At 51.0% G+C, this 25524-nt stretch carries 28 protein-coding genes; 12 read left to right on the plus strand and 16 right to left on the minus strand.

The genetic code is table 11. The features are described from left to right. The first annotated feature begins 77 nt into the window (after positions 1-77). The 3 genes from yedE to uspF all read left to right on the plus strand — a co-directional run bounded on the left by yedE (position 78) and on the right by uspF (position 2096). Entirely contained in the window at positions 78-1289 is a 1212-nt protein-coding gene (gene yedE, locus JTA15_RS07920; RefSeq protein WP_014170427.1) for a selenium metabolism membrane protein YedE/FdhT, read from the plus strand. Next, complete coding sequence (yedF, locus tag JTA15_RS07925; RefSeq protein WP_014170428.1) at positions 1286-1519, plus strand: sulfurtransferase-like selenium metabolism protein YedF; 234 nt, start codon at positions 1286-1288, stop codon at positions 1517-1519. Before yedE ends, yedF begins: the two co-directional genes overlap by 4 nt. 142 nt (positions 1520-1661) lie before the next feature. Further along, positions 1662-2096 carry a universal stress protein UspF gene (gene uspF, locus JTA15_RS07930; protein WP_025203936.1) on the plus strand — a complete coding sequence of 145 codons (435 nt, stop codon included), beginning with the start codon at positions 1662-1664 and terminating at the stop codon, positions 2094-2096. 334 nt (positions 2097-2430) lie between these two features. Here uspF and ompW read toward each other — a convergent pair whose 3' ends face one another. After that, positions 2431-3063 (minus strand): outer membrane protein OmpW, encoded by a 633-nt coding sequence (gene ompW / locus JTA15_RS07935; RefSeq protein WP_014170432.1) that lies wholly within the window; start codon positions 3061-3063, stop codon positions 2431-2433. A 282-nt stretch (positions 3064-3345) separates the two neighbouring features. Here ompW and JTA15_RS07940 point away from each other — a divergent pair, with 282 nt between their 5' ends. From JTA15_RS07940 to yciA, 4 genes are all read left to right on the plus strand, one after another. Further along, entirely contained in the window at positions 3346-3750 is a 405-nt protein-coding gene (locus tag JTA15_RS07940) for a YkgJ family cysteine cluster protein (RefSeq protein WP_032678333.1), read from the plus strand. Between the two features lie 25 nt (positions 3751-3775). Then, positions 3776-4519: a YciC family protein gene (locus JTA15_RS07945; protein WP_020882388.1), complete on the plus strand. Its 744-nt coding sequence runs from the start codon at positions 3776-3778 to the stop codon at positions 4517-4519. 52 nt (positions 4520-4571) lie between these two features. Continuing rightward, a complete protein-coding gene (locus JTA15_RS07950) occupies positions 4572-5111 on the plus strand; it encodes a septation protein A (protein WP_020882387.1) in 540 nt (179 codons plus the stop codon). Positions 5112-5215: 104 nt separating this feature from the next. After that, the gene (gene yciA / locus JTA15_RS07955) at positions 5216-5611 is read left to right on the plus strand and encodes an acyl-CoA thioester hydrolase YciA (protein ID WP_014170435.1); all 396 of its coding nucleotides are present in this window, start codon (positions 5216-5218) and stop codon (positions 5609-5611) included. A gap of 37 nt (positions 5612-5648) precedes the next feature. On the opposite strand, the gene tonB is transcribed toward yciA, so the two are convergent. Beyond that, complete coding sequence (tonB, locus tag JTA15_RS07960) at positions 5649-6371, minus strand: TonB system transport protein TonB (protein ID WP_025203933.1); 723 nt, start codon at positions 6369-6371, stop codon at positions 5649-5651. Positions 6372-6592: 221 nt separating this feature from the next. Between tonB and JTA15_RS07965 the strand changes: the two genes are divergently transcribed. Further along, positions 6593-6889, plus strand: coding sequence for a YciI family protein (locus tag JTA15_RS07965; protein ID WP_047744771.1), 297 nt, complete (start codon positions 6593-6595; stop codon positions 6887-6889). A gap of 35 nt (positions 6890-6924) precedes the next feature. Here JTA15_RS07965 and leuE read toward each other — a convergent pair whose 3' ends face one another. The 4 genes from leuE to JTA15_RS07985 all read right to left on the minus strand — a co-directional run bounded on the left by leuE (position 6925) and on the right by JTA15_RS07985 (position 8469). Next, complete coding sequence (gene leuE, locus JTA15_RS07970; protein WP_014170438.1) at positions 6925-7560, minus strand: leucine efflux protein LeuE; 636 nt, start codon at positions 7558-7560, stop codon at positions 6925-6927. A gap of 67 nt (positions 7561-7627) precedes the next feature. Further along, the gene (locus JTA15_RS07975; protein WP_044857496.1) at positions 7628-8038 is read right to left on the minus strand and encodes an Exc2 family lipoprotein; all 411 of its coding nucleotides are present in this window, start codon (positions 8036-8038) and stop codon (positions 7628-7630) included. 12 nt (positions 8039-8050) lie between these two features. Then, positions 8051-8179: a hypothetical protein gene (locus tag JTA15_RS21905; protein WP_014170440.1), complete on the minus strand. Its 129-nt coding sequence runs from the start codon at positions 8177-8179 to the stop codon at positions 8051-8053. A 116-nt stretch (positions 8180-8295) separates the two neighbouring features. After that, positions 8296-8469, minus strand: a complete 174-nt coding sequence (locus tag JTA15_RS07985; protein ID WP_086463573.1) for a YciY family protein — start codon at positions 8467-8469, stop codon at positions 8296-8298. Between the two features lie 144 nt (positions 8470-8613). On the opposite strand from JTA15_RS07985, the gene cls reads away from it, so the two are divergent. Continuing rightward, complete coding sequence (gene cls / locus JTA15_RS07990) at positions 8614-10074, plus strand: cardiolipin synthase (RefSeq protein WP_014170441.1); 1461 nt, start codon at positions 8614-8616, stop codon at positions 10072-10074. Between the two features lie 33 nt (positions 10075-10107). Beyond that, entirely contained in the window at positions 10108-10437 is a 330-nt protein-coding gene (locus JTA15_RS07995; RefSeq protein ID WP_006810881.1) for an HI1450 family dsDNA-mimic protein, read from the plus strand. Between the two features lie 31 nt (positions 10438-10468). On the opposite strand, the gene JTA15_RS08000 is transcribed toward JTA15_RS07995, so the two are convergent. The 7 genes from JTA15_RS08000 to JTA15_RS08030 all read right to left on the minus strand — a co-directional run bounded on the left by JTA15_RS08000 (position 10469) and on the right by JTA15_RS08030 (position 18357). Next, positions 10469-11338, minus strand: coding sequence for an ion transporter (locus JTA15_RS08000; RefSeq protein ID WP_219373086.1), 870 nt, complete (start codon positions 11336-11338; stop codon positions 10469-10471). Positions 11339-11352: 14 nt separating this feature from the next. Continuing rightward, entirely contained in the window at positions 11353-12357 is a 1005-nt protein-coding gene (oppF, locus tag JTA15_RS08005; RefSeq protein WP_014170444.1) for a murein tripeptide/oligopeptide ABC transporter ATP-binding protein OppF, read from the minus strand. Then, entirely contained in the window at positions 12354-13367 is a 1014-nt protein-coding gene (locus JTA15_RS08010; RefSeq protein WP_014170445.1) for an ABC transporter ATP-binding protein, read from the minus strand. The genes oppF and JTA15_RS08010 overlap by 4 nt, the downstream gene beginning before the upstream one ends. 11 nt (positions 13368-13378) lie before the next feature. Next, positions 13379-14287, minus strand: a complete 909-nt coding sequence (oppC, locus tag JTA15_RS08015; RefSeq protein ID WP_014170446.1) for an oligopeptide ABC transporter permease OppC — start codon at positions 14285-14287, stop codon at positions 13379-13381. Between the two features lie 14 nt (positions 14288-14301). Further along, the gene (gene oppB, locus JTA15_RS08020) at positions 14302-15222 is read right to left on the minus strand and encodes an oligopeptide ABC transporter permease OppB (RefSeq protein ID WP_014170447.1); all 921 of its coding nucleotides are present in this window, start codon (positions 15220-15222) and stop codon (positions 14302-14304) included. Between the two features lie 83 nt (positions 15223-15305). Then, positions 15306-16937 carry an oligopeptide ABC transporter substrate-binding protein OppA gene (oppA, locus tag JTA15_RS08025; RefSeq protein WP_020882381.1) on the minus strand — a complete coding sequence of 544 codons (1632 nt, stop codon included), beginning with the start codon at positions 16935-16937 and terminating at the stop codon, positions 15306-15308. Positions 16938-17709: 772 nt separating this feature from the next. Then, positions 17710-18357, minus strand: coding sequence for a YchE family NAAT transporter (locus JTA15_RS08030; RefSeq protein ID WP_014170449.1), 648 nt, complete (start codon positions 18355-18357; stop codon positions 17710-17712). Between the two features lie 479 nt (positions 18358-18836). Between JTA15_RS08030 and adhE the strand changes: the two genes are divergently transcribed. Next, the gene (gene adhE, locus JTA15_RS08035; protein ID WP_219373087.1) at positions 18837-21515 is read left to right on the plus strand and encodes a bifunctional acetaldehyde-CoA/alcohol dehydrogenase; all 2679 of its coding nucleotides are present in this window, start codon (positions 18837-18839) and stop codon (positions 21513-21515) included. A 65-nt stretch (positions 21516-21580) separates the two neighbouring features. Here adhE and tdk read toward each other — a convergent pair whose 3' ends face one another. Beyond that, positions 21581-22195, minus strand: a complete 615-nt coding sequence (gene tdk / locus JTA15_RS08040) for a thymidine kinase (protein ID WP_032669745.1) — start codon at positions 22193-22195, stop codon at positions 21581-21583. A gap of 549 nt (positions 22196-22744) precedes the next feature. Between tdk and hns the strand changes: the two genes are divergently transcribed. After that, entirely contained in the window at positions 22745-23158 is a 414-nt protein-coding gene (gene hns / locus JTA15_RS08045; protein ID WP_008502781.1) for a histone-like nucleoid-structuring protein H-NS, read from the plus strand. Between the two features lie 199 nt (positions 23159-23357). Here hns and galU read toward each other — a convergent pair whose 3' ends face one another. Together galU and rssB are read right to left on the minus strand one after the other, a co-directional pair. Beyond that, entirely contained in the window at positions 23358-24266 is a 909-nt protein-coding gene (gene galU / locus JTA15_RS08050; protein WP_014170452.1) for a UTP--glucose-1-phosphate uridylyltransferase GalU, read from the minus strand. Between the two features lie 200 nt (positions 24267-24466). After that, on the minus strand, positions 24467-25480 hold the full coding sequence (gene rssB / locus JTA15_RS08055; protein WP_014170453.1) for a two-component system response regulator RssB: 1014 nt from the start codon (positions 25478-25480) through the stop codon (positions 24467-24469). Between the last annotated feature and the right edge of the window lie 44 nt (positions 25481-25524).

Consider the following 25524-nt stretch of genomic DNA (forward strand, 5'->3'; position numbering starts at 1 on the left):
GTTTTGGAGAAAGAAAAAAAGTTATATATTCCAGCCCGTTAAATCCAAATATACCTTCTGAGTTCAGAGGCTTACTCATGTCATGGCAATACTTCAAACAGACTTACCTGGTTAAGTTCTGGTCACCTGTACCCGCGGTTATCGCAGCGGGGATCCTGTCTACTTACTATTTCGGCATTACCGGTACGTTCTGGGCTGTAACCGGCGAGTTTACCCGCTGGGGTGGACAGCTGCTGCAGCTTGCCGGTGTGCATGCTGAAGAGTGGGGTTACTTTAAGCTCATTCATCTGGAAGGCACTCCGCTGACCCGCATCGACGGGATGATGATCATCGGCATGTTCGGCGGCTGTTTTGCCGCCGCGCTGTGGGCAAACAACGTTAAGCTGAGAATGCCAAAAAGTCGGATCCGCATCGTACAGGCGGTCATCGGCGGCATGATTGCCGGTTTCGGTGCGCGCCTGGCGATGGGCTGTAACCTTGCCGCCTTCTTTACCGGTATCCCACAGTTTTCGCTACATGCCTGGTTCTTTGCCGTCGCTACCGCCATCGGTTCTTACTTTGGCGCAAAATTTACCCTTTTGCCGCTGTTCCGTATTCCCGTCAGGATGGTTAAAGTCAGCGCCGCATCGCCGCTGACGCAAAAACCGGCTCAGGCACACCGTCGTTTCCGCCTGGGGATGCTGGTCTTTTTCGCCATGGTGGCATGGGCACTGTGTACAGCGCTCAATCAACCTAAACTGGGTCTGGCAATGCTGTTTGGCGTGGGCTTTGGTTTGCTTATTGAACGCGCGCAGATCTGCTTTACTTCAGCGTTTCGCGATATGTGGATCACCGGGCGAACAATGATGGCAAAAGCGATTATTGCCGGGATGGCGGTGAGTGCTATCGGCATCTTCAGCTATGTTCAGTTAGGTGTTGAACCGAAAATCATGTGGGCCGGCCCGAATGCGGTGATTGGCGGCCTGCTGTTTGGCTTCGGGATTGTGCTGGCTGGCGGTTGTGAAACCGGTTGGATGTACCGCGCCGTTGAAGGTCAAGTGCATTACTGGTGGGTTGGCCTGGGGAACGTGCTCGGGTCAACTCTCCTTGCGTACTACTGGGATTCCCTTTCTCCTGTCCTCGCGACAAACTGGGATAAGGTCAACCTGCTCAGCACGTTCGGCCCGCTCGGTGGCCTGTTAGTGACGTACGCCCTGCTGCTGGTCGCTTTTTTACTGGTGATTGCGCAGGAGAAACGGTTCTTCCGCCGTGCCGCTGTCAAAAATGAAACGCAGGAGAATGCCGCATGAAAGAGATCGTGCCTGACTATCGTCTGGATATGGTGGGCGAACCCTGCCCTTATCCCGCTGTCGCTACGCTGGAAGCCCTGCCTCAGCTCAGGAAAGGGGAAATTCTGGAGGTGGTGAGCGACTGCCCGCAGTCTATCAACAACATTCCTCTGGATGCTAAAAACCACGGTTACACCGTGCTGGACATTCAACAGGATGGGCCAACCATTCGTTATTTGATACAGAAATAATCCCGCCACAGACGCTCCTTAACCGGGGCGTCTTTCCTGCCCCAAAAATCCGCCTTACGTCCCACTTTGGCGGTAAATGCAGCCCCCTGTTCTCCCCCGGAACTACACTTAAAGTGGATAAAAAACAAACAGGAGGTGTGGCATGTTTGCGTCAATTCTCGTTCCTGTCGATATTTCAGAGCGTCGCCTGACCGAACAGGTGATTCCCTATGTTCAGGCGAACGCAGCAATCAGTAACGGCAAAGTGCATTTTCTGACTGTCGTTCCTTCTTTCCCTTACTATTCCTCTCTTGGGCTGGCCTATTCCGTTGAGATGCCAAAACTGGAAGAAATGCAGCAGGAGGCGCTGGCGAAATTGAATGAGATCGTTAAGCAGTTCAATTTACCGGCCGACCGCATTCAGACCCACGCCATTTCTGGCACGCCTAAAGATCAGATCCTGAAACTGGCTGAGAGTATCAATGCAGACCTGATAATTATTGCGTCTCATCGACCTGATATTTCGACCTATCTGTTAGGCTCTAACGCTGCGGTCGTCGTGCGCCACGCAAAATGCCCGGTGCTGGTGGTGCGTTAGCGTGCCTGCGAGGAAAGATAAGCCCCGTGCTATCGGGGCTTATTANNNNATCCAGGGCTACAGGCCTGCGCCATTGAGCAATCACTGGACGCCGCATTGACCGAGCCTCACGCATGAAGCGGTAATCGGTGCAACCTGCACCTCGACTTTAGGAATGGTGTGAATAGGTTATGTTCAGGCGTTGGCTGACGGGGCTAAACGGGCAGTATTTCCGCCGTTTACGGTTCAGCATGTATTTGATGAGATGAGTTCAGCACGCTGGAATATGGAGGGGCAACCTTAATCGCCCCCCGAAGCAAGACTGGCCATAACCAGGCCAGTCTCAAGGGATAAATCAGAAACGATAACCCGCGGAGAACATAAACACCCACGGATCGAGGCGAGTGCTGATACTTTGCTGTTCACCGCCCGCTTTAAAGCGAACGTCGGTATCAATGTCCATGTACCAGACCGAGGCGTTAATTAACCAGTCACGGTTAATGAGATAGTCCAGCCCCACCTGCCCCGCAACACCCCACGAGTCTTTCAGGCTGAGATCGGTAAGCCCGGCTTCTTTACCGGTATCGTTAAATTTCTCGTCGAAGAAGGTGGTGTAGTTCACCCCTGCGCCAATATACGGACGCACCTTACTGTTAGCATCACCAAAGTACCACTGCGCCATCAGTGTTGGCGGTAAATGGTGCACCGTCGCGATATCCCCGGTTGGCCCTAAACCGACGCGATGACGGAATGGCGTTGCTGCCAGAAGCTCAACACCAATGTTCTCCGTCGCCATATACGTAAAGGTCAAACCGAGCTGGGTATTGTTGCTGACGTTAAAACCGCCCATACCCAGTACGCTATCAGAGCCTTCTGTTGGACGCACCGTTGCCGAACCGGCACGAATAAAGAATTCACCTGCTTCATGCGCATACGCGCCGCCAGAGAGACTGCTTAATACAAGGGCTGCCACCGCTAATTTTTTCATATCCGCTCCATCGTTGTGGTTTTAGTCGCGGAGGAGAATATACTCACAAATGAGTAATAAGTGATCTGCTACAGATCACATTAAAACCAGTAAGTTAACATTCATTGATCTGGGTTAATTTTTGGTGACACACCGTAAAGCGATAAGTTGTCGTCAGGTCAATTTCTGGCATTTCGGCGTTACAAAATTTTCTCTTTTCACCCTCTTGCTCTTCCTCTCGCGGCTGGATAATTTAGCGCTCTCACAAGTTGATTTGATGCGTTCTTCTTTTGCAGGTGTGCCATGAGTGATTTTAACCCGTGCATGACGTGCGGAGCCTGTTGTGCGTATTTTCGAGTCTCTTTCTACTGGGCCGAAGCCAGCGATGGCGGCGGTACCGTTCCGGTTCATCTCACTGAACCGTTAACGCCTTTTCTGCGCTGCATGAGCGGCACCAACCAAAAACCGTGCCGATGCGCTGCGCTGCAAGGTGAACCTGGGGTGTCCACCCGGTGCTCTATCTACGAGCACCGCCCCAGCCCGTGCCGGGAATTTTCCATGTCAGGTGAGGATGGGCAGGTCAATGAAGCCTGTAATCGTGCCCGTGCGCGCTTTGGATTACCGCCGCTTTACAAAGATATGCTTTTCCATACAAGCCTTGATGCTGCCACGACAGTGTTATCCGGTGTACAATTGCCGGCTAATTAACACCTGCAATACTCAAGGAGAGTGCATGTCTATCACGGCGAAGTCTGTCTACCGTGACACGGGAAACTTTTTCCGCAATCAGTTCTTAACCTTTTTACTGATCGCGTTGCTATGCGCCTTCATTACAGTGGTGCTTGGTCATGCGTTCTCGCCAAGTGACGAACAGATTGCCAGCCTGAGCCAGGGCGACAACCTTGCAGATAGCGTGGGGTTGTTTGAACTGGTACAAAACATGACGCCGGAGCAGCAACAAATCCTGCTGCGGGCTTCCGCTGCTTCGACATTCTCTGGTCTTATCGGCAATGCGATTCTGGCAGGTGGCGTTCTGCTGATGATTCAGCTGGTTTCCGCCGGTCAGCGCGTCAGCGCCCTGCGGGCGATTGGTGCCAGCGCGCCGGTATTACCGAAGCTGTTTATCCTCATCTTTTTAACCACCATGCTGGTGCAGATGGGAATTATGCTGGTCGTCGTGCCGGGTGTATTACTGGCTATCGTGCTCTCTTTCGCGCCGGTAATGGTCGTGCAGGATAAACTGGGGATCTTTACCGCGATGCGCAGCAGCATCCGGCTCGCCTGGGCAAATATACGCCTGGTGGCACCAGCTGTTATCGGCTGGCTGTTGGCGAAAACGCTCCTGCTGCTGTTTGCCCCGAATTTTGCGGTACTCACGCCAAATGTTGGCGCGGTGGTGGCAAATACGCTGAGCAACCTCATTTCAGCGGTACTGCTGGTCTATCTGTTCCGCCTGTATATGTTAATTCGTCAGTAATCCTGTGGCCGGGAACGTCAGCCCGGCCCTACACAGAAGATGGAATCACAGAATGAAGCAGTTTCTTGATTTTTTACCGCTCGTGGTCTTTTTCGCTTTCTACAAGCTGTATGACATTTATGCCGCCACGACTGCACTGATCGTGGCCACAGCGGTTGTGCTGATCTATAGCTGGGTTCGCTACCGTAAAGTTGAAAAAATGGCGCTGGTGACCTTCGTCCTGGTCGCGGTGTTTGGTGGACTCACTCTGTTCTTCCACAACGATGAATTCATCAAATGGAAAGTCACGGTGATTTACGCTCTGTTTGCGGGTGCGTTACTGATTAGCCAGTGGGTGATGAAGAAGCCGCTGATCCAGCGCATGCTGGGCAAAGAGCTGACGCTGCCTCAGGAAGTGTGGTCCCGACTGAATATCGCCTGGGCGATATTCTTTATTCTCTGTGGTCTTGCCAATATCTATATTGCTTTCTGGCTGCCGCAGAATATCTGGGTCAACTTCAAGGTCTTTGGCCTGACGGCTCTGACGCTCATCTTCACGCTGTTAAGTGGCGTTTATATCTATCGCCACATGCCACAGGACGACCAGCACTGATCGTTCACCGACCAGAACGTGTGCAGCAGGCGTTCTGGTCTATTCTCTCCAGCCTGAAATCATAGTAGCATCCCGCCTGAAGTCTTCAGTTACGAGTTAAAACAATGACAACAAATAACGCCCCTCAGGGCGAACTGGTTTTACGCACACTGGCAATGCCCGCTGACACCAATGCCAATGGCGATATTTTTGGCGGCTGGCTGATGTCGCAAATGGATATGGGCGGCGCTATTCTGGCAAAAGAGATTGCACATGGCCGGGTAGTGACGGTGAGAGTGGATGGCATGACCTTCCTGCGCCCGGTTGCAGTGGGTGATGTGGTTTGCTGTTACGCGCGTTGCGTAAAACGTGGCAATACCTCCATCTCCATTAACATCGAAGTGTGGGTGAAAAAGGTCTCGTCCGAACCCATTGGACAGCGTTATAAAGCGACAGAAGCGCTGTTTATTTATGTGGCCGTGGACAACGAAGGTAAACCCCGACCGCTTCCTCAGGCCTGATTGCCCGCTAAAAAAAGCCTCCTTGCGGAGGCTTTTTTTATTCCATCTGTGCCCCGCCATTCAGGCGGAAGACAATATTCACGATCAGTCCGTTGCCCGGTTTACCGGCTTCATAACGCCATCTGCGCATCGCCGTTTTCACTTCTCTCTCGAACATATTAGACGGCTGCGCGGACAGTATTTCCACGTTCTCAACACGCCCTTCCGGCGTAACATCGAATTTCACCCGTACACGGCCCTCAATACGTAATGCCTGAGCACGAGCCGGATACTGCGGCTGATTACGGCTGACCGCACGCGGTCCCGCGGGTGCAGTGACTGTCGGTTTGGCTGTCGTCGTGGTGTTATTCATCACCGGACGCGAAGGTGCTGCGTTTTCTACCGTCTGCGTGGCGCGGGGTTCAACCGGACGCGTTTCGCGTTTTGGACGTTCTTCTACCTTCTTCACCGGTTTTGGCTTCGGCTTAGGTTTCGGCTTCGGCTCGGGTTTGTGGATCACCACCGGAGCTTCTTTTGGCGGTTCCGGCACCGGTTCAGGTTCGGGTTCCGGTTCGGCGACGGGCTGTGGCGGCGGAGGCGCAACCTGCGGCGGTTCGAGATCCGCTGGCGATACCATCGTCACAGAAATAGGCTGTGCGGGCGCTGGCATTTCAACAACCTGATGAACCGAGGTATAAAGCAAACCCGCCACGACAGCACCGTGAATAACGACAGAAAGCAGCGTCGGCCAGGGAAAGCGGCGAGGTAAATCAAGGGTCATCGAAGTCATAATCATCAACGTTAAAAAACCGAACACTGATTTTAAATGCAAATAGCAATCATATTCAATAAGACACTTTGTCCTGGCGCAATTTAAGCGCAAGAGAGGCCAAAAAAGGCGCATTCAGATCAGGGTTTTAACATTGTTTTTATCTTTACATTGCAGTCAGTTGCCCTTTCACATAACGTTACTGACACTTTTAATGGTTAAGGAGCTTCACCGTGCTTTACGTGATTTACTCTGAAGATGTCGCTGATTCCCTCGAAAAACGCCACTCCGTTCGCCCTGCCCATCTGGCGCGTTTACAACTGCTCCAGGATGAAGGTCGATTACTGACCGCGGGTCCAATGCCTGCGGTAGACAGCAATGACCCTGGCGCTGCCGGTTTCGCGGGCTCCACGGTGATTGCCGAGTTTGAATCCCTGGAAGCGGCTCAGGCCTGGGCTGAGGCAGACCCGTACGTTGCCGCAGGTGTCTATGCGAAGGTGACGGTTCGCCCGTACAAGAAAGTGTTTTGATGCAAGAGTGGCTCCGAAAGGAGCCACTCATCTCTTCAGTGCAGTGACGCTAAGCGCGCCGCAAATCCGACAAACAGCAGCCCAATCAGCCCGTTCCCCAGCTTTGCCAGTTTCTTTTTGGTTTTCAGATAACGCGTGACAAACGCACCAGAGAAGATCAGGAAGCTCATATACATGAAGCTAATCAGCTCCAGCGTGGTCGCGAGGATCAGGAAAGACGTGCCCGTGTTTTTCGCATTCACATCGATGAACTGCACAAAGAACGAGACATAGAACAAAATAGCCTTTGGATTCGTCAGGCTCAGCACCAGCGAGCGTTTCATGATCATGCTCGCAGGCTCGGTTCCGCTCTCATGGCTATTCTTCTGACGGGTGATGACTGACCAGAGCATTTTGCCGCCGAGCCACAGGAGATAGAAAGCACCGAGGTAGCGCACAATATTAAACAGAACCGGGGTCGTCTGGATTAATGCTGCGACGCCCGCCCAGGCCAGAAACATCAGCACTGCATCGCCGATAAACACGCCAGTGGCGGCGAGATACCCTTTTTTAACACCGTGCCCAATACCGGTTTTCAGTACAAACAATGTGTTCGGTCCAGGCACCAGCACGATAAAAAATGCCCCTACAACATAGGTCCAGAAATTAAGTACACCAAACTCCGCAAACACCTCTCCCTCCTTTTGCTAAAAAACGACGGGAATATCGCTGCAAATACGATATCCCCAAAATCAGACGCTATTGTACGCCGTTATAGCCATCAAGATAAGTCGCAGCCAGTTCGTTACCAAATAAAACGGCGTCCTTCTCTTCCATTTGAGACGTCCATTTATCCGCGGTATTACCGTCGAAAGCATGCTCCGTTTTCGCCTGTTTCTTCAGTTGATCGCGAATGCTTTGGGCGTACTGGTTTGCCTCAGACAGTGTGCGTCCTGCAGCGCGATCGGTTTTCCCCTGCTCATACAGCTCACGGAACTGAGGGACATTCAGACGATAATTTTGCGATACACTTGACGTAAAATTGCCGCCAGTAAAATTGGTTTTATGCGATACGAAATAATAAGCATGCCTTTCCGGTGACGTTTTACTGCTGGCACAACCGCTCAACACGGCAATCCCAAGAAGGGCAGCAACCACTTTTCCGTTCATCTCTTTTCCTTTTTAGTTTATCCAGTGCGATATCCCGCTGAGCAGTAAATTAATCAACGCGGATAATGACGATAATCCTGCGTTTTCCCTGATCGCATCCAGCGCAAGCAGCACAATAAATACCCAGAGATAAGGATTCATCTTTGAAATGCATAAGATTAAGAGGGCGGAGTATATCGCGGAATGAATCGGGGGAGAGACTGCGAAAAATGATAGCCTGAAAATCAGTGGGCACCTTAACGGTGCCCTGATGGTTCTCAGATAACCTGTGTAGCGAACAGCAACGCGTTACGGTGTCTGGTCATTCCACATTTTCTGATGGCGTGTATACGCATATTGCGGCGGGATTGTGCTTCCAGCCAACGAGCCTTGCGACGACTCACCTGTCGCAACATGCGCCAGCGCCCTACTTCTGTTCTACTGCGCTTCATGTTTACAACTCTTTCTCTAACAGAAACCCCATTATAAACCCAACCCCGCAGCAAACCAGCGCTTTTAACTGGCGTTTTTATTTGCCAGATGATTCCTGATGCGTACACTCATAACAATACGCTTTCAAAAGGATTTTTTTACCTATGACAACCTTCTACACCGTGGTGAGTTGGCTGGTCATTCTGGGATACTGGCTGTTAATCGCGGGTGTGACTTTGCGCATCCTGATGAAGCGCAGAGCCGTACCCTCTGCCATGGCCTGGCTGCTGATAATCTACATCCTGCCGCTGGTGGGAATTATTGCCTATCTCTCTTTCGGTGAGCTTCATCTGGGTAAACGCCGTGCCGAGCGTGCCCGCGCCATGTGGCCTTCAACCGCCAAATGGCTCAACGATCTCAAAGCCTGCAAACATATCTTTGCCGAGGAGAACAGCAGTGTTGCCTCCTCGCTGTTTAAGCTGTGCGAACTCCGTCAGGGTATTGGCGGCGTTAAGGGCAACCAGCTCCAGTTGCTGACCTCCTCGGATGACGTCATGCAGGCCCTCATCCGCGATATTCAACTGGCTCGCCATAATATCGAGATGGTGTTCTATATCTGGCAGCCTGGCGGTATGGCCGATCAGGTTGCTGAATCGCTGATGGCCGCTGCGCGTCGGGGCATTCATTGCCGCCTGTTGCTGGACTCCGCTGGCAGCGTCGCCTTCTTCCGTAGCCCCTGGGCGGGCATGATGCGTAATGCCGGTATTGAAGTGGTTGAAGCGCTGAAGGTCAATCTCTTGCGTGTGTTTCTGCGCCGGATGGACCTTCGCCAGCACCGTAAAATGATCATGATCGACAACTATATTGCCTATACCGGCAGCATGAACATGGTTGACCCGCGGTTCTTCAAGCAGGACTCGGGTGTCGGGCAATGGGTAGACCTGATGGCGAGAATGGAGGGGCCCATTGCCACCTCGATGGGCATCGTTTATTCCTGCGACTGGGAGATAGAAACCGGGAAACGTATCCTGCCGCCACCACCGGATGGCAATATCATGCCATTTGAAGAGGCCAGCGGGCACACCATCCATACTATCGCTTCCGGACCGGGCTTCCCGGAGGACTTGATCCATCAGGCGTTGCTAACGGCCACATACGCAGCGCGTGAATATTTGATCATGACCACCCCCTACTTTGTTCCCAGCGATGACCTGCTGCACGCCATCTGTACCGCGGCACAGCGCGGTGTCGATGTGAGTATCATCTTGCCACGCAAAAATGACTCGCTTCTGGTGGGCTGGGCCAGCCGGGCATTCTTCAGTGAACTGCTGGCTGCGGGGGTGAAAATCTACCAGTTTGAAGGCGGATTACTCCACACCAAGAGCGTGCTTGTCGACGGCGAGTTAAGTCTGGTGGGTACGGTTAACCTGGATATGCGCAGTCTGTGGCTGAACTTTGAAATCACACTGGTGATCGATGATGCCGGCTTTGGCGGCGATCTGGCAGCGGTCCAGGATGATTATATCTCCCGCTCGCGACTGCTGGATGCCAGACTGTGGGTTAAACGCCCGCTGTGGCAGAGAATTACCGAACGACTGTTTTACTTCTTTAGTCCGTTGCTGTAAAACGTGCCCAACGATGTTAAACAGGTAGTCATCATGGAAATGGATCTGAATAATCGCCTGACCGAAGACGAAACGCTCGAACAGGCCTATGACATTTTTCTCGAACTGGCGGTTGATAACCTCGATCCCGCAGACGTGATCCTCTTTAATCTCCAGTTTGAAGAGCGCGGGGGCGCCGAGTTGTTCGACCCTTCTGAAGACTGGGCTGAACATGTGGATTTCGACCTTAATCCTGACTTCTTTGCCGAAGTGGTGATTGGCCTGGCCGATGAAGATGGCGGCGAAATTAACGACATCTTCGCCCGCGTCCTGCTGTGTCGCGAGAAAGACCACAAGCTGTGTCATATTCTCTGGCGCGAATAATAAAAAAGGCTGCGATTGCAGCCTTTTTTATTTAATCCGGTAACTCACTTCCGCACTGATTACAAAACCGCGCGCTGTGTTCATGTTCACCCTGGTGACATTTCGGGCATTTTCGTTGCGCCTTACGGTTCTGAAAGGCGCTGCTCATGTGCGTAGTAATGAGCCCTGTCGGGACCGTAATCACCGAATAACCAATCAGAATCAGTACCGAGGCGACAATCCGTCCCAGCGGAGTATGAGGGGCTATATCACCATAGCCAACGGTCGTAACGGTCACAATCGCCCAATAGACAGAAGCATTCAGCGTTGAGAAGCCATTCTTCGGCCCTTCTATCAAATACATCAACGCGCCGAATATCACCATGACGATGGCAATAAATGAGTAGAACAGGATCAGTTGATGCCGTGCGCTGACGATGGCACTCCAGAATATCCGCAATGACGGCATAAACCGCAGCAGTTTAAGAATGCGTAACACCCGAATAACGCGCATCGCTCGCCAGGCAAAAACATAACTCAGACTGATTTCCGGCCATAGCCACATGACATAGAGCGGCAGGATCGTGGCTAAATCAATAAATCCCCAGAAGCTGAAGACATATTTGGCCGGGTCAGGCCAACAGAATACCCGCAGGAAATATTCAGCGGTAAAGACCAGCGTAATGACCAGCTCCAGCCAGACAAAGAGATGCCATTCTTCCAGCGTCAGGTGATACTGCGTTCCGACGCCCGATTCGATAAAAATGATCACCACGCTGAGCAGCGCAAACAGGGCGCAGAGGGCTTCAAAACGCCGTCCGGTTACCGTTTCAGGATCGAATAAAAGATGATAGAGCCGCCGACGGACGGAGGTGAATAATCGCGACACATTAACCTCGCAAATAATAAGGGCTGACATCATGTCAGCCCTTGCGATTATAACGGGTCTACTTTCAGGCAGGAAACCGCATGTCGGAAACTGCCCTCCAGAACCGGACGTGTTTTTGCACATTCCGGCCCGGCCATTGGGCATCGCGTGCGGAATACACAACCGGACGGCGGGTTAATCGGGGACGGTAATTCTCCTTCCAGAAGCTGGATGGTTTTATTTTTTTCCAGATCCGGATCGGGAATCGGTACCGCAGACATCAGTGCCCGGGTATAGGGGTGCAGTGGGTTATGGTACACCTCATCGTAAGTCCCTAATTCCACCGCATGACCCAGATACATCACCAGTACGCGGTCAGAAATGTGTTTCACCACCGCGAGGTCATGCGCAATGAAGATCAGCGACAGCCCCATTTCACGTTGCAGTTTCTGCAGCAGGTTAACCACCTGCGCCTGAATAGAGACGTCCAGCGCCGAGACGGGCTCATCACAGATAATCAGCTTCGGCTCAAGGATCAAGGCGCGGGCGATACCGATACGCTGGCACTGACCACCGGAGAATTCGTGCGGGTAACGGTTGACGAGGTTAGGCAACAAGCCCACTTTCATCATCATTGCCTTCACACGGTCGCGTACTTCCTGACGCGGCATCTTTGGATGATAGGTCCGCAGTGGCTCAGCAATGATCTCCCCGATGGTCATACGCGGGTTCAATGAGGCCAGCGGATCCTGGAAAATCATCTGGATGTCGCTACGCACATCGCGCCACTCGTCTGGCTTCATGCCCAGCAGATCTTTACCCAGCCAGGCAACTTTGCCGTCGGTGGCTTTCACGAGGCCAATGATGGCACGCGCAAACGTGGATTTACCGCAACCGGACTCACCCACCACACCCAGGGTTTCCCCTTCATACAGACGAAGCGTTACGCCATCGACCGCTTTCAGGGTTTTCGGCGGCTGCCAGAACCACTGTTTTCCGTCTTTAATGTCGAAATGCACCTTAAGGTCAGCAATTTCGAGCAGGACATTTCTTTTTTCATCTAATGCGTTCATACCAGATCCTCCTGCGGCTTAAAGCAGGCGCGCAGACGGCCTGGTGCAAACTCTTCCAGCGGCGGCGCGGTATTGCAGATTTCCATCGCATGCGGGCAGCGTGGCTGGAACGGACAGCCTTTCGGCAGACGCAGCAGGTTTGGCGGGTTGCCAGGGATGGTCAGCAGGGATTCCCCTTCTGCATCGAGGCGCGGCACCGCATTCAGCAGACCAATGGAGTAAGGGTGTGCAGGCTGGTAGAACACGTCGCGCGCCTTACCATATTCCATGGTGCGACCGGCATACATCACCAGTACCTTGTCACAGATACCGGCCACTACGCCCAGATCGTGAGTGATCATGATAATCGCGGTGTTGAACTCACGCTTAAGCTCGTTCAGCAGCGTCATGATCTGTGCCTGGACGGTCACATCAAGCGCGGTGGTCGGTTCATCGGCAATCAGCAGTTTTGGCCGGCACATCAGCGCCATCGCAATCATGACACGCTGACGCATACCGCCGGAGAACTCATGCGGGAACATGCGCATACGCTTGCGCGCTTCCGGCATTTTCACCGCGTCGAGCATTTTGACGGACTCCTCAAAGGCTTCCGCTTTGCCCAGGCCTTTGTGCAGCATCAGCACTTCCATCAGTTGCTCGCCGACACGCATATACGGGTTCAGCGAGGTCATCGGGTCCTGGAATATCATCGAAATCTGCTCAGCGCGCAGCTTGTTCAGCTCGTATTCCGGCAGGTTGAGGATCTCACGCCCGTTGAATTTGGCGGAACCGCCAATGACACCGTTAGACGCCAGCAGCCCCATCAACGCAAAGGCGGTTTGGGATTTTCCGGAACCTGACTCGCCCACGATCCCCAGCGTTTCACCCGCACGCAGGTTGAAGTTGAGATCGTTCACGGCGGTCACATCGCCATCCGGCGTTTTAAAGGTCACGCGGAGGTCTTTTACGTCCAGCAGAAGGTTACCCTGCTGTTGCGCCTGTGGCGCAGTGGCCGTTTCAATAATCGTCATGACGGCGCTCCTTAACGGTCTTTCGGGTCGAGGGCATCACGCAGGCCATCGCCGATAAAGTTGAAACAAAACAGGGTGACGACCAGGAAGCCCGCCGGGTACAGAAGCAACCACGGTGAGACTTCCATTGAGTTTGCACCATCACTCAGAAGCGCGCCCCAGCTGCTCAGTGGCTCTTGTGTACCCAGACCCAGGAAGCTCAGGAAAGATTCAAACAGGATCATGCTTGGTACCAGCAGCGAGGCATACACCACCACCACGCCGAGCACGTTAGGAACGATATGGCGAACCACAATATTACCGGTGGAGACACCGCCCACCTGCGCCGCTTCGATAAACTCTTTACGCTTAAGACTCAGCGTCTGACCACGAACGATTCGCGCCATATCCAGCCAGGATACCATCCCGATTGCCACGAAGATCAACAGGATATTCTGGCCAAAGAAGGTCACCAGCAGGATAACGAAGAACATGAACGGGAAGGAGTTTAAGATTTCCAGCATACGCATCATGACGGAGTCCACTTTACCGCCAAGGTAGCCTGAGAGTGAGCCGTAAAGCGTACCCACGATCACCGCCACCAGGGCGGCCGCAATACCGACCATCAGCGAAATGCGGCCACCGATAGCGACACGCACCAGCAGGTCGCGCCCTGAGGAATCCGTACCAAAATAGTGCCCGGACGTCATATCGGGTGCGCTGGACATCATGCCCCAGTCGGTGTCGAAATAGGTAAATTGCGACAGAATCGGCGCCAGGGTGACAAACAGCGCGATGAGCACCAGAACAACCAGACTGGCGACCGCGGCGCGGTTATGCATAAAGCGACGACGGGCGTCTTGCCAGAGGCTACGACCTTCTACTTCCAGTTTTTCACTGAAGTTTTCCAGCGCCTCGCTGTTTTTCTTACTCAACATCATGGCGTGCTCCAGTATCAGTAACGGATTTTCGGGTCGATAACGGCATACAGCACATCGACGATAGCGTTAAACAAAATGGTCAGTGCGCCGACAAGGATTGTCAGACTCAGTACCAGTGAATAGTCGCGGTTCAGCGCGCCATTAACGAACAGCTGACCAATGCCCGGCAGACCGTAAATGGTTTCGATAACCATTGAGCCGGTGATGATCCCAACGAATGCCGGCCCCAGGTAGGAGAGCACGGGCAGGAGCGCAGGCTTGAGTGCATGGCGGAATATAATCCGGCGCATCGGCAGCCCTTTCGCACGCGCGGTACGGATGAAGTTCGAGTGCAGGACTTCAATCATGGAACCGCGGGTGATACGCGCGATACTGGCGATATAGGCCAGGGAAAGTGCCACCATTGGCAAAATCATGAACTTCAGCGCCCCACCGTTCCAGCCGCCTCCGGGCAGCCATTTCAGCGTAATGGCAAATATCATCACCAGTAATGGCGCGACAACGAAGCTGGGTATAACCACCCCGGTCATCGCCACCCCCATTACGGTATAATCCCATTTGGTATTTTGTTTGAGCGCGGCAATAACGCCCGCGGTGACGCCGAGAACGACGGCAAGGATGAATGCCGCAGCACCCAGTTTCGCCGATACAGGGAAGCTTGACGCTACCAGGTCGTTAACGGAATAGTCTTTGTATTTGAATGACGGCCCAAAATCACCGTGCGCCAGTTGCTTCAGATAGTTGAAGTACTGCGTGGAGATAGGATCGTTTAAATGATACTTCGCTTCGATATTGGCCATCACTTCCGGTGGCAGCGTACGTTCACCGGTAAATGGACTTCCCGGCGCGAGACGCATCATAAAGAAGGAAATCGTAATTAGAATAAATAACGTTGGTATCGCTTCTAAGCAGCGACGCAGGATAAATTTCAACATTGCCCGTACCTTCTGGCGTGTGCCTGATGAATGTTACAAAGTAGACACAGTGGGGCAAGCCAGGCCTGCCCCACGTATTGCCATTAATGCTTGATAATATAAAGATTCTTAACGGAAATATTATCCAACGGGTCTTTACCGGTATAACCCCCTACCCACGGTTTCACCAGGCGGGCGTTAACGTAGTAATAGACCGGTACAATTGCAGAGTCTTTATCGAGCTGCTCTTCTGATTTCGCGTACAGATCAGCGCGCTGCGCATCGTCTGTGACTTTCAGCGTATCAGTAATGATCTTATCGAATGCCGGGCTCTTATAGTGCGCGGTGTTATTCGAACTGTCACTCAGCATGGTGTTCAGGAAGGATGTTGGTTCGTTATAGTCCGCACACCAGCCAGCACGCGCCACGTCGAACGTCCCCTGATGACGGGTATCCAGGAAGGTTTTCCACTCCTGGTTTTCCAGCTTCACGTTCACGCCCAGGTTTTTCTTCCAGATAGACGCGACGGCGATAGCCAGTTTTTTATGCAGGTCAGACGTGTTGTACAGCAGGTTAAACGTCAGCGGCTTGTCAGCGGTATAACCGGCTTCAGCCAGCAGTTTTTTCGCTTCTTCGTTACGTTTTTCCTGTGACCACTTGAACCACTCAGGCTCAACCAGTTTCATACCGTCGGTATAAGGAGGGGTATAGCTGTATGCCGGCAGGTCGCCCTGGTTTTTCACTTTGTTCACGATAATATCGCGATCCAGTGCCAGCTTCAGCGCTGTACGCACGCGCACATCAGTGAATGGTGCTTTCTGGTTGTTGATTTCGTAGTAGTAAGTGCAGAGATACGGATCAACATGCACTTCTTTCGGGATCTCTTTTTTCAGCTTCTGGAACAGTTCAATCGGCATGTTGTTATAGGTCATGTCGATTTCGCCGCTGCGGTAACGGTTAACGTCAGTGACTTCAGAAGAGATTGGCAGGTAGGTTACCTGATTAATGACGGTTTTCGCGTTATCCCAGTACTGCGGGTTACGCTCCAGAACCATACGTTCGTTGACCACCCAGTCTTTCAGTTTATAAGCACCGTTGGTCACGATATTGGCAGGCTGGGTCCATTTTTCACCAAATTTTTCCACCGCGGATTTTGGTACCGGGGAAACGGACGGGTGAACCAGTAATTTGTAGAAGTACGGAACAGGCTCGCTCAACGTCACTTCAAAGGTATTGGCATCAATCGCTTTCACACCCAGGTCGGTGACCGGTTTTTTACCGGCGATGATGTCATCAATATTGGCGATGTGGCCATATTGCAGGTAGCTCGCATACGGAGAGGCGGTGGTTGGATTCGCCAGACGCTGCCAGCTATATACGAAATCTTCGGCGGTAACCGGCGTACCGTCGGACCATTTCGCATCTTTACGCAGATGGAAGGTCCAGACTTTGAAATCTTTATTTTCCCATTTTTCCGCCACACCCGGTGCCGGGTGGCCGTCTACGTCGGTCACCAGCAAGCCTTCGAACAGGTCGCGGTTGACGTTAGACTCCGGAACACCTTCAATTTTGTGCGGGTCAAGAGACTGCACTTCCGCACCGTTGTTACGAACCAGCGTCTGTTTCTCAGCCAGTTGAACGCCTGCAGGAACGTCCGCAGCCATTGCAGCGTTGCCCGCGATTAGCGCAGTTAAAATCCCCGCCGCTACCAGATTTTTTTTTGTGATGATGGACATTGTGTTGGTACTCCACTCATTATAATTACTGGCCTTCGCCAGCTGTGTAATCCCCTGTTGGGGCCTGTACAGCGCAGGAGTTTTTTTTGCTGCTGTCAGGTTCTTCTTTTTACTTCTTGCTATCACCGACTTTTTTATTACTGACCGCTCGTATGGCCGTCTTGCGTCGATTCTTCACAGGTCTCCCCTGTCTGAGGCCTGCGCTGGATATCTGAGAAGAGGACTATATGAAAATAATTCTCATCTGCTTGTTTTATGCTGCAAAATATTAGGCCGGAAAGTATCAAATGGCGTAAACGCGCGCCAATACATTTTGCAAATTTGTTAAGCAATTCTCTTTTACGGTGAGTACCGTATCTCGGGGGGCAGCCCTGCCTGACATCAAATACCGCATAAAAACATTGTTATTCAATATGATAGAGAAAACATTCTCTACAAGCGCGTCGCTGCGCTATCATCGAGTGGTTTTGTACAAAAATTTAACAACTGATTATTATTTAGCACATTCCTCTAGGGGAACGTTGAAATTACTAATATCATTTCGGTTATGACTCAGCAAGCCCCAGAGTATCATGTGAGTAAAATAACAGATCGATTGAAGGTTTTATGCGCAGAGAGGCACGCGGCAAATTGATAACTTATTGAAATATAAGAAAAGCGGATTATTAGTAGAATTTATTATGATATGTGAGCATTTCAACTTTAGTTATATGATTTGCTGATAATCACGTAAAAAAACGGAGCCTCAGGCCCCGTTCTTTCATTTGAAATATTAGTGCAGTAAGCCGGGGAAAATGCTTTTAATACCGGTGACAATAAATTCGATGCCTAACGCCATCAACAACAGCCCCATGATACGCGTAATGACGTTGATGCCCGTTTGCCCCAGCCAGCGCACCAGCCAGGGTGCCATGCGGAAAACACCCCAACAACACAGTGCGAAGATAGCGATGGCGACAGAAAAGCCAATCAGGTGCATCAGGCTATGGTAACGTGTCCCCCAGACAATGGTGGAACTGATCGCACCAGGCCCTGCCATTAAAGGCAACGCAAGCGGAACCACGCCGATACTTTCGCGAATGGCGGTTTCTGATTTCTCCTGTTTGTTCTGCTTATCCTCACCCAGCTTACCGCTGATCATCGACATGGCAATGGTCACCACCAGGATGCCACCCGCGATGCGGAAAGAATCAATTGAAATGCCGAACAGCTGAAGAATGGCATCACCCAGGAAAAGCGAGGTGAGCAAGATAATGGCCACTGACAGGTTAGCGGTGAGGTTGGTTTTGTTCCTGGCCGCCGCCGTCTGGTAACTGGTCATACTAATGAAGACAGGGATGATCCCTACCGGGTTGACCAGGGCAAACAGACCAATAAAAAATTTAAAATACGTTGGAAAATCAAAGAGCGTTTGGATCACGTTTTGCTCCGCTTATGCACATGCCCGGGACTGACACTTTGTCATGAAAAATCGCGCTGAAGATACGCTTTTTATGAGCATACTTCACCAGAAATCTGTGCCTAAACGTTATCCTTTCAGGATGTTAAACAGATGTAGAATCAGTGATAGCATCACTTCCAATAGTTACTTAATTATTTAACACTGGAAATATCTACAATAAATAACCCTGCTGAAAGGTATCAGCTTGGGGAAAAATTGACGCAGATCATGATTTTCGTACTCAGAAGTGAGTAATCTTGATTACGCCCCCCAGGAAGGTCACTTGTCACAAAGGGATGATGTTAAGGTAAGGCTCTTTTAGTAAGTTAGCGCGCCAGAGCATAAAGTAACTCTTTGTTTTACTTTATCTAACGCAAGTCGTAGTGGCTCTGTCTATACTGTCAGACGTATCGAGCGCTGGTTTACTAAAAGAGTTTAAACATTATCAGGAGAGCATTATGGCTGTTACTAATATCGCTGAACTGAACGCACTCGTCGAGCGCGTGAAAAAAGCCCAGCGTGAATACGCCAATTTCACCCAAGAACAGGTTGATAAAATCTTCCGCGCGGCCGCTCTGGCTGCTGCAGATGCTCGAATCCCTCTCGCTAAAATGGCCGTTGCTGAATCCGGCATGGGTATCGTTGAAGATAAAGTGATCAAAAACCACTTTGCTTCAGAGTATATCTATAACGCCTATAAAGATGAGAAGACTTGCGGCGTCCTGGCTGAAGATCATACCTTCGGTACCATCACCATTGCTGAACCTATCGGTATTATTTGCGGTATCGTTCCAACGACTAACCCAACGTCTACTGCCATCTTCAAATCGCTGATCAGCCTGAAGACCCGTAACGCAATCATCTTCTCCCCTCACCCACGTGCTAAAGATGCCACCAACAAAGCAGCGGATATCGTGCTGCAGGCTGCTATCGCTGCGGGTGCGCCAAAAGATCTGATCGGCTGGATCGACCAACCGTCTGTTGAACTGTCTAACGCCCTGATGCACCACCCGGACATTAACCTGATCCTGGCAACCGGTGGTCCTGGCATGGTTAAAGCAGCATACAGCTCCGGTAAACCGGCTATCGGTGTAGGTGCGGGTAACACGCCTGTTGTTATCGACGAAACGGCCGATATTAAACGTGCTGTTGCATCTGTACTGATGTCTAAAACCTTCGACAACGGTGTTATCTGTGCGTCTGAACAGTCCGTTGTTGTTGTTGATTCCGTCTATGATGCAGTTCGCGAACGTTTCGCCAGCCACGGCGGCTACATGCTGCAGGGCAAAGAGCTGAAAGCCGTTCAGGATATCATTCTGAAAAACGGCGCGCTGAACGCCGCCATCGTTGGTCAGCCAGCCTATAAAATCGCTGAACTCGCCGGCTTTACCGTTCCGGCAACCACCAAGATTCTGATCGGCGAAGTTAAAGTTGTCGACGAAAGCGAACCGTTCGCTCACGAAAAACTCTCGCCTACGCTTGCTATGTACCGTGCGAAAGATTTCGAAGACGCGGTAGTAAAAGCGGAGAAACTGGTTGCAATGGGGGGTATCGGTCATACCTCTTGCCTGTACACCGACCAGGATAACCAGCCAGAGCGCGTTGCTCACTTCGGTCAGATGATGAAAACTGCGCGCATCCTGATTAACACCCCGGCTTCTCAGGGTGGTATCGGTGACCTGTACAACTTCAAACTCGCACCTTCCCTGACTCTGGGTTGTGGTTCCTGGGGTGGTAACTCCATCTCTGAAAACGTTGGTCCAAAACACCTGATCAACAAGAAAACCGTTGCTAAGCGAGCTGAAAACATGTTGTGGCACAAACTTCCGAAATCTATCTACTTCCGCCGTGGCTCTCTGCCAATCGCGCTGGATGAAGTGATTACTGATGGCCACAAACGTGCGCTCATCGTGACTGACCGTTTCCTGTTCAACAACGGCTACGCAGACCAGATCACTTCTGTTCTGAAAGCGGCTGGCGTTGAAACTGAAGTGTTCTTTGAAGTTGAAGCTGACCCAACCCTGACCGTAGTACGTAAAGGTGCTGAACTGGCGAACTCCTTCAAACCCGATGTGATCATCGCACTGGGTGGTGGTTCCCCAATGGACGCCGCGAAAATCATGTGGGTTATGTACGAGCACCCAGAAACACACTTCGAAGAACTGGCGCTGCGCTTTATGGACATCCGTAAACGTATCTACAAGTTCCCGAAAATGGGCGTAAAAGCGAAAATGATCGCCGTTACCACCACTTCCGGTACAGGTTCAGAAGTCACGCCGTTTGCTGTTGTAACCGACGATGCAACCGGTCAGAAATACCCACTGGCTGACTACGCGCTGACGCCAGATATGGCTATCGTTGATGCCAACCTGGTCATGGAAATGCCGAAATCACTCTGTGCGTTCGGTGGTCTGGATGCAGTGACTCACGCCCTGGAAGCTTACGTTTCCGTCCTGGCTTCTGAGTTCTCTGACGGTCAGGCTCTGCAAGCTCTGAAACTGCTGAAAGAAAATCTGCCAGCGTCTTATAATGAAGGGTCTAAAAACCCGGTTGCCCGTGAACGTGTTCACAGTGCAGCAACCATCGCCGGTATCGCGTTTGCTAACGCCTTCCTGGGTGTTTGCCACTCAATGGCACACAAACTGGGTTCACAGTTCCACATTCCTCACGGTCTGGCGAACGCCCTGTTGATCAGCAACGTTATCCGTTATAACGCGAACGACAACCCAACCAAGCAGACTGCTTTCAGCCAGTACGACCGTCCACAGGCACGTCGTCGTTACGCTGAAATCGCAGACCACCTGGGTCTGAGCGCACCGGGCGACCGTACTGCGGCGAAGATTGAGAAACTGCTGGCATGGCTGGAAAGTCTTAAAGCTGAGCTGGGTATTCCTAAATCTATCCGTGAAGCGGGCGTTCAGGAAGCTGACTTCCTCGCGCATGTTGATAAGCTGTCTGAAGATGCATTCGATGACCAGTGTACCGGTGCTAACCCGCGCTACCCACTGATCTCTGAGCTGAAACAGATCCTGCTGGATACCTTCTACGGCCGCGAGTTCAAAGAAAATGACACTGTTTCTGTGAAAGCCGACGCACCTGTCATTAAAGCTGACAAGAAAGCGAAGAAAAACGCGTAACTGACAGCCTGATAAAAAACCCGCCTCTGGCGGGTTTTTTTATGTCTGCATTTTACTGTGAAGGATTATTTGCGGTTGTCAGGCTGAAGCGCCGTCAGTGAGCCGACAATCAACGCTTCCTTATAATGCTTACGGCACACTGATACGTAGCGCTCATTGCCACCTATCACCACCTGCTCGCCATCAGCATAGGGTTTTCCGGCCTGGTCGAGGCGAAGCACCATGCTGGCTTTACGGCCGCAAAAACAGATGGTTTTAAGTTCAACGAGTTTATCCGACCACGCAAGTAAATACTGGCTGCCGGCAAATAGCTCACCACGAAAGTCAGTGCGCAACCCATAGCACAGAACGGGAATATCAAGCTCATCGACAACCTCTGAAAGCGCATGAACTTGCTCACGCGTCAGAAACTGGCTTTCATCAACCAGAACACAATGGATGGGCTGTGAAGCATGTGCTGCGCGGATATCCTCCAGCAGGTCGGTTTGCGGGTTAAATAGCCTTGCAGGCGATGAGAGGCCTATTCTGGAACTCACCTTCCCTGCACCAAAGCGGTCGTCAATTTCAGCCGTATAAACAACGGTACGCATCCCACGTTCCTGGTAATTGTATGAGGATTGCAGTAGCGCTGTCGATTTCCCGGCATTCATTGCCGAATAGTAGAAATAAAGTTGTGCCATTGGCCGTAAAACCCTAATCAATGTGTAATATTACCGATGATTCATTGTACCATATTTTGTCTGGTTATCAGCGATACGACGCACAGACTATGCGGTTCAGCGCGAGGTTTACCGCCGGCATTTTGCAAAAATACTGCGTTAAAACATGAAGTAAACGCATCCACCCCGGCCAATATGTTATAGGGCCAGCCAAACATAACACTTCATTTTATAGTGGAATCATCGTTCATTAAAATTCACTATTTATTAACTATTTCTGCCTTAGCATACCCGGTGTAAACTAATACAAAAGGCTGATATTTATCCGCCGCAACTATAATTCCTGAGGCAAATGTCACAAAAAAAAGATGCAATCGACTGCGTTAAGCCACTTTACGTGATAACAAGCGAGACTGGCGGGTTATGAAATTTAAGTTAGCGTAATTAATAATAGCGGCAATATTCACTATTTTTTGAATTCCTTACATTCCCAGCTATTGCACAACTGAATTTATCGCTCTATTATTAGGACAACAAACCACCCCCCATTATAAGTTTGAGATTACTACAATGAGCGAAGCACTTAAAATTCTGAACAACATCCGTACTCTTCGTGCGCAGGCAAGAGAATGTACCCTCGAAACGCTTGAAGAAATGCTGGAAAAATTAGAAGTTGTAGTTAATGAACGTCGCGAAGAAGAAAGCGCTGCTGCTGCTGAAATCGAAGAGCGTACTCGTAAACTGCAGCAATATCGTGAAATGCTGATTGCTGATGGTATCGATCCAAATGAATTGCTGAACAGCATGGCTGCAGCTAAAACCGGTACCAAAGCAAAACGCGCTGCTCGTCCTGCTAAATATAGCTATGTTGACGAGAACGGCGAAACTAAAACCTGGACCGGCCAGGGTCGTACTCCTGCTGTTATCAAGAAAGCAATGGACGAGCAAGGTAAACAGCTGGATGACTTCCTGATCAAGGATTAATCATCTCGCTTCCAGAAAAATCCCGCGTAATGCGGGATTTTTTTACCCGCAATTTACCGCAAACATCCCCTTACACTCTGTCATAAAGCGTTATTTGGCTATTTAGCTTGCCTTACAATCGGACGTGATGACGGTGTGTTATGGGCATAAAAAAACCGGTGGGCAGAGCCTCACCGGTTCAGATCAAATGAAGCCTGAGTTATTTCTTAATACCCGCGCTCTCTTTGAGCCAGGCTTTAAATTCTTCACCGAGCGTATTGTGGCGAATGCCATATTCTACAAACGCCTGCATATAACCGAGCTTATTACCGCAGTCATGGCTCTTACCTTTCATATGGTAAGCTTCAACGGTCTCTTTCTCGATCAGCATATCAATGGCATCGGTAAGCTGGATTTCATCACCCGCTCCTGGAGGCGTTTTCGCCAGCAGAGGCCAGATTTCAGCACTCAGGACATAACGACCTACAACCGCCAGATTAGAAGGCGCTACGTCGGCTTTAGGCTTCTCAACCACGCCAATCATCGGCACGCTCTCACCCGGTTCAAGGTTAACGCCTTTGCAGTCAACAACACCGTAAGCGGTAACGTCATCCACAGGTTCAACCATGATCTGGCTGCTGCCTGTTTCATCGAAGCGTTTGATCATCTCAGCCAGATTGTCCTGAGAAAGATCTGATTCATATTCGTCCAGAATAACGTCAGGCAGGATCACCGCAACAGGCTCATCGCCTACAACGGGATGCGCACACATGACTGCGTGGCCCAGACCTTTAGCCAGACCCTGACGCACCTGCATAATGGTGACGTGTGGCGGGCAAATAGACTGAACTTCTTCCAGCAGCTGGCGCTTAACACGTTTTTCCAGCATGGCTTCGAGTTCAAAACTTGTATCGAAATGGTTTTCGATAGAGTTTTTTGATGAATGTGTAACCAGCACAATTTCAGTAATGCCGGCCGCGATACATTCGTTAACGACATACTGAATTAATGGCTTATCAACCAGAGGCAGCATCTCTTTAGGAATCGCCTTAGTTGCTGGTAACATCCTGGTCCCCAATCCCGCTACCGGGATGACGGCCTTTCTGACTTTCGAATTTAGGGCAGCCATTCAAATTCTCCTGAGCTGTTCAAGTTTTGAACTTTTATGCAATAAATAACGCGTTAAGTATATCAGCCTCATCCCGCAGTCCGGGTCTGAAAAGAACGCGTTGCCGATCAATTAGGACAAATACGCATGATTCCGGGCAGCGATAGTAGCACTCCCCGTAAATCACAGGTAAAGCAATCTTAAAATTAAGATCCAACTGCTTATTCCGTGGACAACATTAAGCGTAGCCGTCCCCCGGCACCCCAAATTTGGCACTGCCAGGAGGAACAGCGATGGCTAATTTGATTAAGATAAGCCGTACCCAATGTTCCAAGCGGGACACCGTTACTGACCTGAATATGATGTTCCCCGGTATTCAGCGAGGCATTAAGCCCCGCGGAAACGAGGATAAGATTTTTCAAACCGCTGTGGTAATAACCTACCAACAGCGGAAACTGTCCGGGTAAATTGGCCTGACGGAAAAGCTGGTTTACCTGTTTTAGTAAACTGCCTAACTCGGGAAGCCGCTGTCCCTGATGGGAGAGTTGTTCCTGCAGCAACCCGTTAAATAGCGCACGAAGTAATAACGCGGCTAATACACCATTATCCCCTGCCCGGGTGACATCAAGACAATAAAATGCAAGGTCCGAATCCGATAATGGCGCAATATCGAGCACCAGCCCTGGCTGGTCAGCGGCCACCAACTGGCGATAATTCACACGACAGTGAGAAATATTTTGTTGCACCGGCGGTTGAAGTTCTTGCAACAGTTTCGCCGCCGCAGGGGGATTACTCACTAAGGCGTCCCAGTCCTGAAAAAGGCGTTCCTCTTCCTCAACCCGGGAATTAAACATATTGGGATAAAGACAGGCTAAGACGGTTTCACGAAGTCGGTTAAGATCTTTAACCGGTTTAAGCAGAATATCCTGAACCCCCAGACGCAAGGCTTTGGCTATATCCGCCATGTTCTCTGTGGCGGAAATCACCAGTATCGGCATCTGGTTGGCTTCATTGCGCAGATGTTCGACCAGCTTCAGTCCATTCATCCGTGGCATCTCAAGGTCACAAATCATCAGATCAGGCGTGATATTGACCATTTTTTCCAGCGCGTCGATGCCATCGTCAGCCAGTGAAGTGTTTGCCCCCAGTGATGATAACCACGAATCCAGTAGCGATCGGAAAACGGGCTCGTCTTCAACAATCAAAATGTGTTTTCCGGCCAATGGCTTCGTCATGGTTCCTCCCCTGGCTGACAGTAACTACATAGTGGCATGCTATC

It is taken from the genome of Enterobacter sp. BIDMC 29 (assembly GCF_019378755.1).
Taxonomy (GTDB): Bacteria; Pseudomonadota; Gammaproteobacteria; order Enterobacterales; family Enterobacteriaceae; genus Enterobacter; species Enterobacter ludwigii.

What these genes read in the sequence shown, in the direction of transcription:
- rssB (WP_014170453.1), bottom strand. Translation starts at nt 25,480, where the DNA reads ATGACGAAGCCATTGGCCGGAAAACACATTTTGATTGTTGAAGACGAG.
- JTA15_RS08000 (WP_219373086.1), bottom strand. Translation starts at nt 11,338, where the DNA reads ATGATGTCAGCCCTTATTATTTGCGAGGTTAATGTGTCGCGATTATTC.
- JTA15_RS07945 (WP_020882388.1), top strand. Translation starts at nt 3,776, where the DNA reads ATGTCTATCACGGCGAAGTCTGTCTACCGTGACACGGGAAACTTTTTC.
- JTA15_RS07975 (WP_044857496.1), bottom strand. Translation starts at nt 8,038, where the DNA reads ATGAACGGAAAAGTGGTTGCTGCCCTTCTTGGGATTGCCGTGTTGAGC.
- galU (WP_014170452.1), bottom strand. Translation starts at nt 24,266, where the DNA reads ATGGCTGCCCTAAATTCGAAAGTCAGAAAGGCCGTCATCCCGGTAGCG.
- JTA15_RS07940 (WP_032678333.1), top strand. Translation starts at nt 3,346, where the DNA reads ATGAGTGATTTTAACCCGTGCATGACGTGCGGAGCCTGTTGTGCGTAT.
- JTA15_RS07995 (WP_006810881.1), top strand. Translation starts at nt 10,108, where the DNA reads ATGGAAATGGATCTGAATAATCGCCTGACCGAAGACGAAACGCTCGAA.
- JTA15_RS07985 (WP_086463573.1), bottom strand. Translation starts at nt 8,469, where the DNA reads ATGAAGCGCAGTAGAACAGAAGTAGGGCGCTGGCGCATGTTGCGACAG.
- ompW (WP_014170432.1), bottom strand. Translation starts at nt 3,063, where the DNA reads ATGAAAAAATTAGCGGTGGCAGCCCTTGTATTAAGCAGTCTCTCTGGC.
- JTA15_RS21905 (WP_014170440.1), bottom strand. Translation starts at nt 8,179, where the DNA reads ATGAATCCTTATCTCTGGGTATTTATTGTGCTGCTTGCGCTGGATGCG.
- yedE (WP_014170427.1), top strand. Translation starts at nt 78, where the DNA reads ATGTCATGGCAATACTTCAAACAGACTTACCTGGTTAAGTTCTGGTCA.
- hns (WP_008502781.1), top strand. Translation starts at nt 22,745, where the DNA reads ATGAGCGAAGCACTTAAAATTCTGAACAACATCCGTACTCTTCGTGCG.
- yciA (WP_014170435.1), top strand. Translation starts at nt 5,216, where the DNA reads ATGACAACAAATAACGCCCCTCAGGGCGAACTGGTTTTACGCACACTG.
- oppF (WP_014170444.1), bottom strand. Translation starts at nt 12,357, where the DNA reads ATGAACGCATTAGATGAAAAAAGAAATGTCCTGCTCGAAATTGCTGAC.
- oppA (WP_020882381.1), bottom strand. Translation starts at nt 16,937, where the DNA reads ATGTCCATCATCACAAAAAAAAATCTGGTAGCGGCGGGGATTTTAACT.
- oppC (WP_014170446.1), bottom strand. Translation starts at nt 14,287, where the DNA reads ATGATGTTGAGTAAGAAAAACAGCGAGGCGCTGGAAAACTTCAGTGAA.
- JTA15_RS08010 (WP_014170445.1), bottom strand. Translation starts at nt 13,367, where the DNA reads ATGACGATTATTGAAACGGCCACTGCGCCACAGGCGCAACAGCAGGGT.
- oppB (WP_014170447.1), bottom strand. Translation starts at nt 15,222, where the DNA reads ATGTTGAAATTTATCCTGCGTCGCTGCTTAGAAGCGATACCAACGTTA.
- tdk (WP_032669745.1), bottom strand. Translation starts at nt 22,195, where the DNA reads ATGGCACAACTTTATTTCTACTATTCGGCAATGAATGCCGGGAAATCG.
- tonB (WP_025203933.1), bottom strand. Translation starts at nt 6,371, where the DNA reads ATGACCCTTGATTTACCTCGCCGCTTTCCCTGGCCGACGCTGCTTTCT.
- uspF (WP_025203936.1), top strand. Translation starts at nt 1,662, where the DNA reads ATGTTTGCGTCAATTCTCGTTCCTGTCGATATTTCAGAGCGTCGCCTG.
- cls (WP_014170441.1), top strand. Translation starts at nt 8,614, where the DNA reads ATGACAACCTTCTACACCGTGGTGAGTTGGCTGGTCATTCTGGGATAC.
- JTA15_RS07950 (WP_020882387.1), top strand. Translation starts at nt 4,572, where the DNA reads ATGAAGCAGTTTCTTGATTTTTTACCGCTCGTGGTCTTTTTCGCTTTC.
- yedF (WP_014170428.1), top strand. Translation starts at nt 1,286, where the DNA reads ATGAAAGAGATCGTGCCTGACTATCGTCTGGATATGGTGGGCGAACCC.
- adhE (WP_219373087.1), top strand. Translation starts at nt 18,837, where the DNA reads ATGGCTGTTACTAATATCGCTGAACTGAACGCACTCGTCGAGCGCGTG.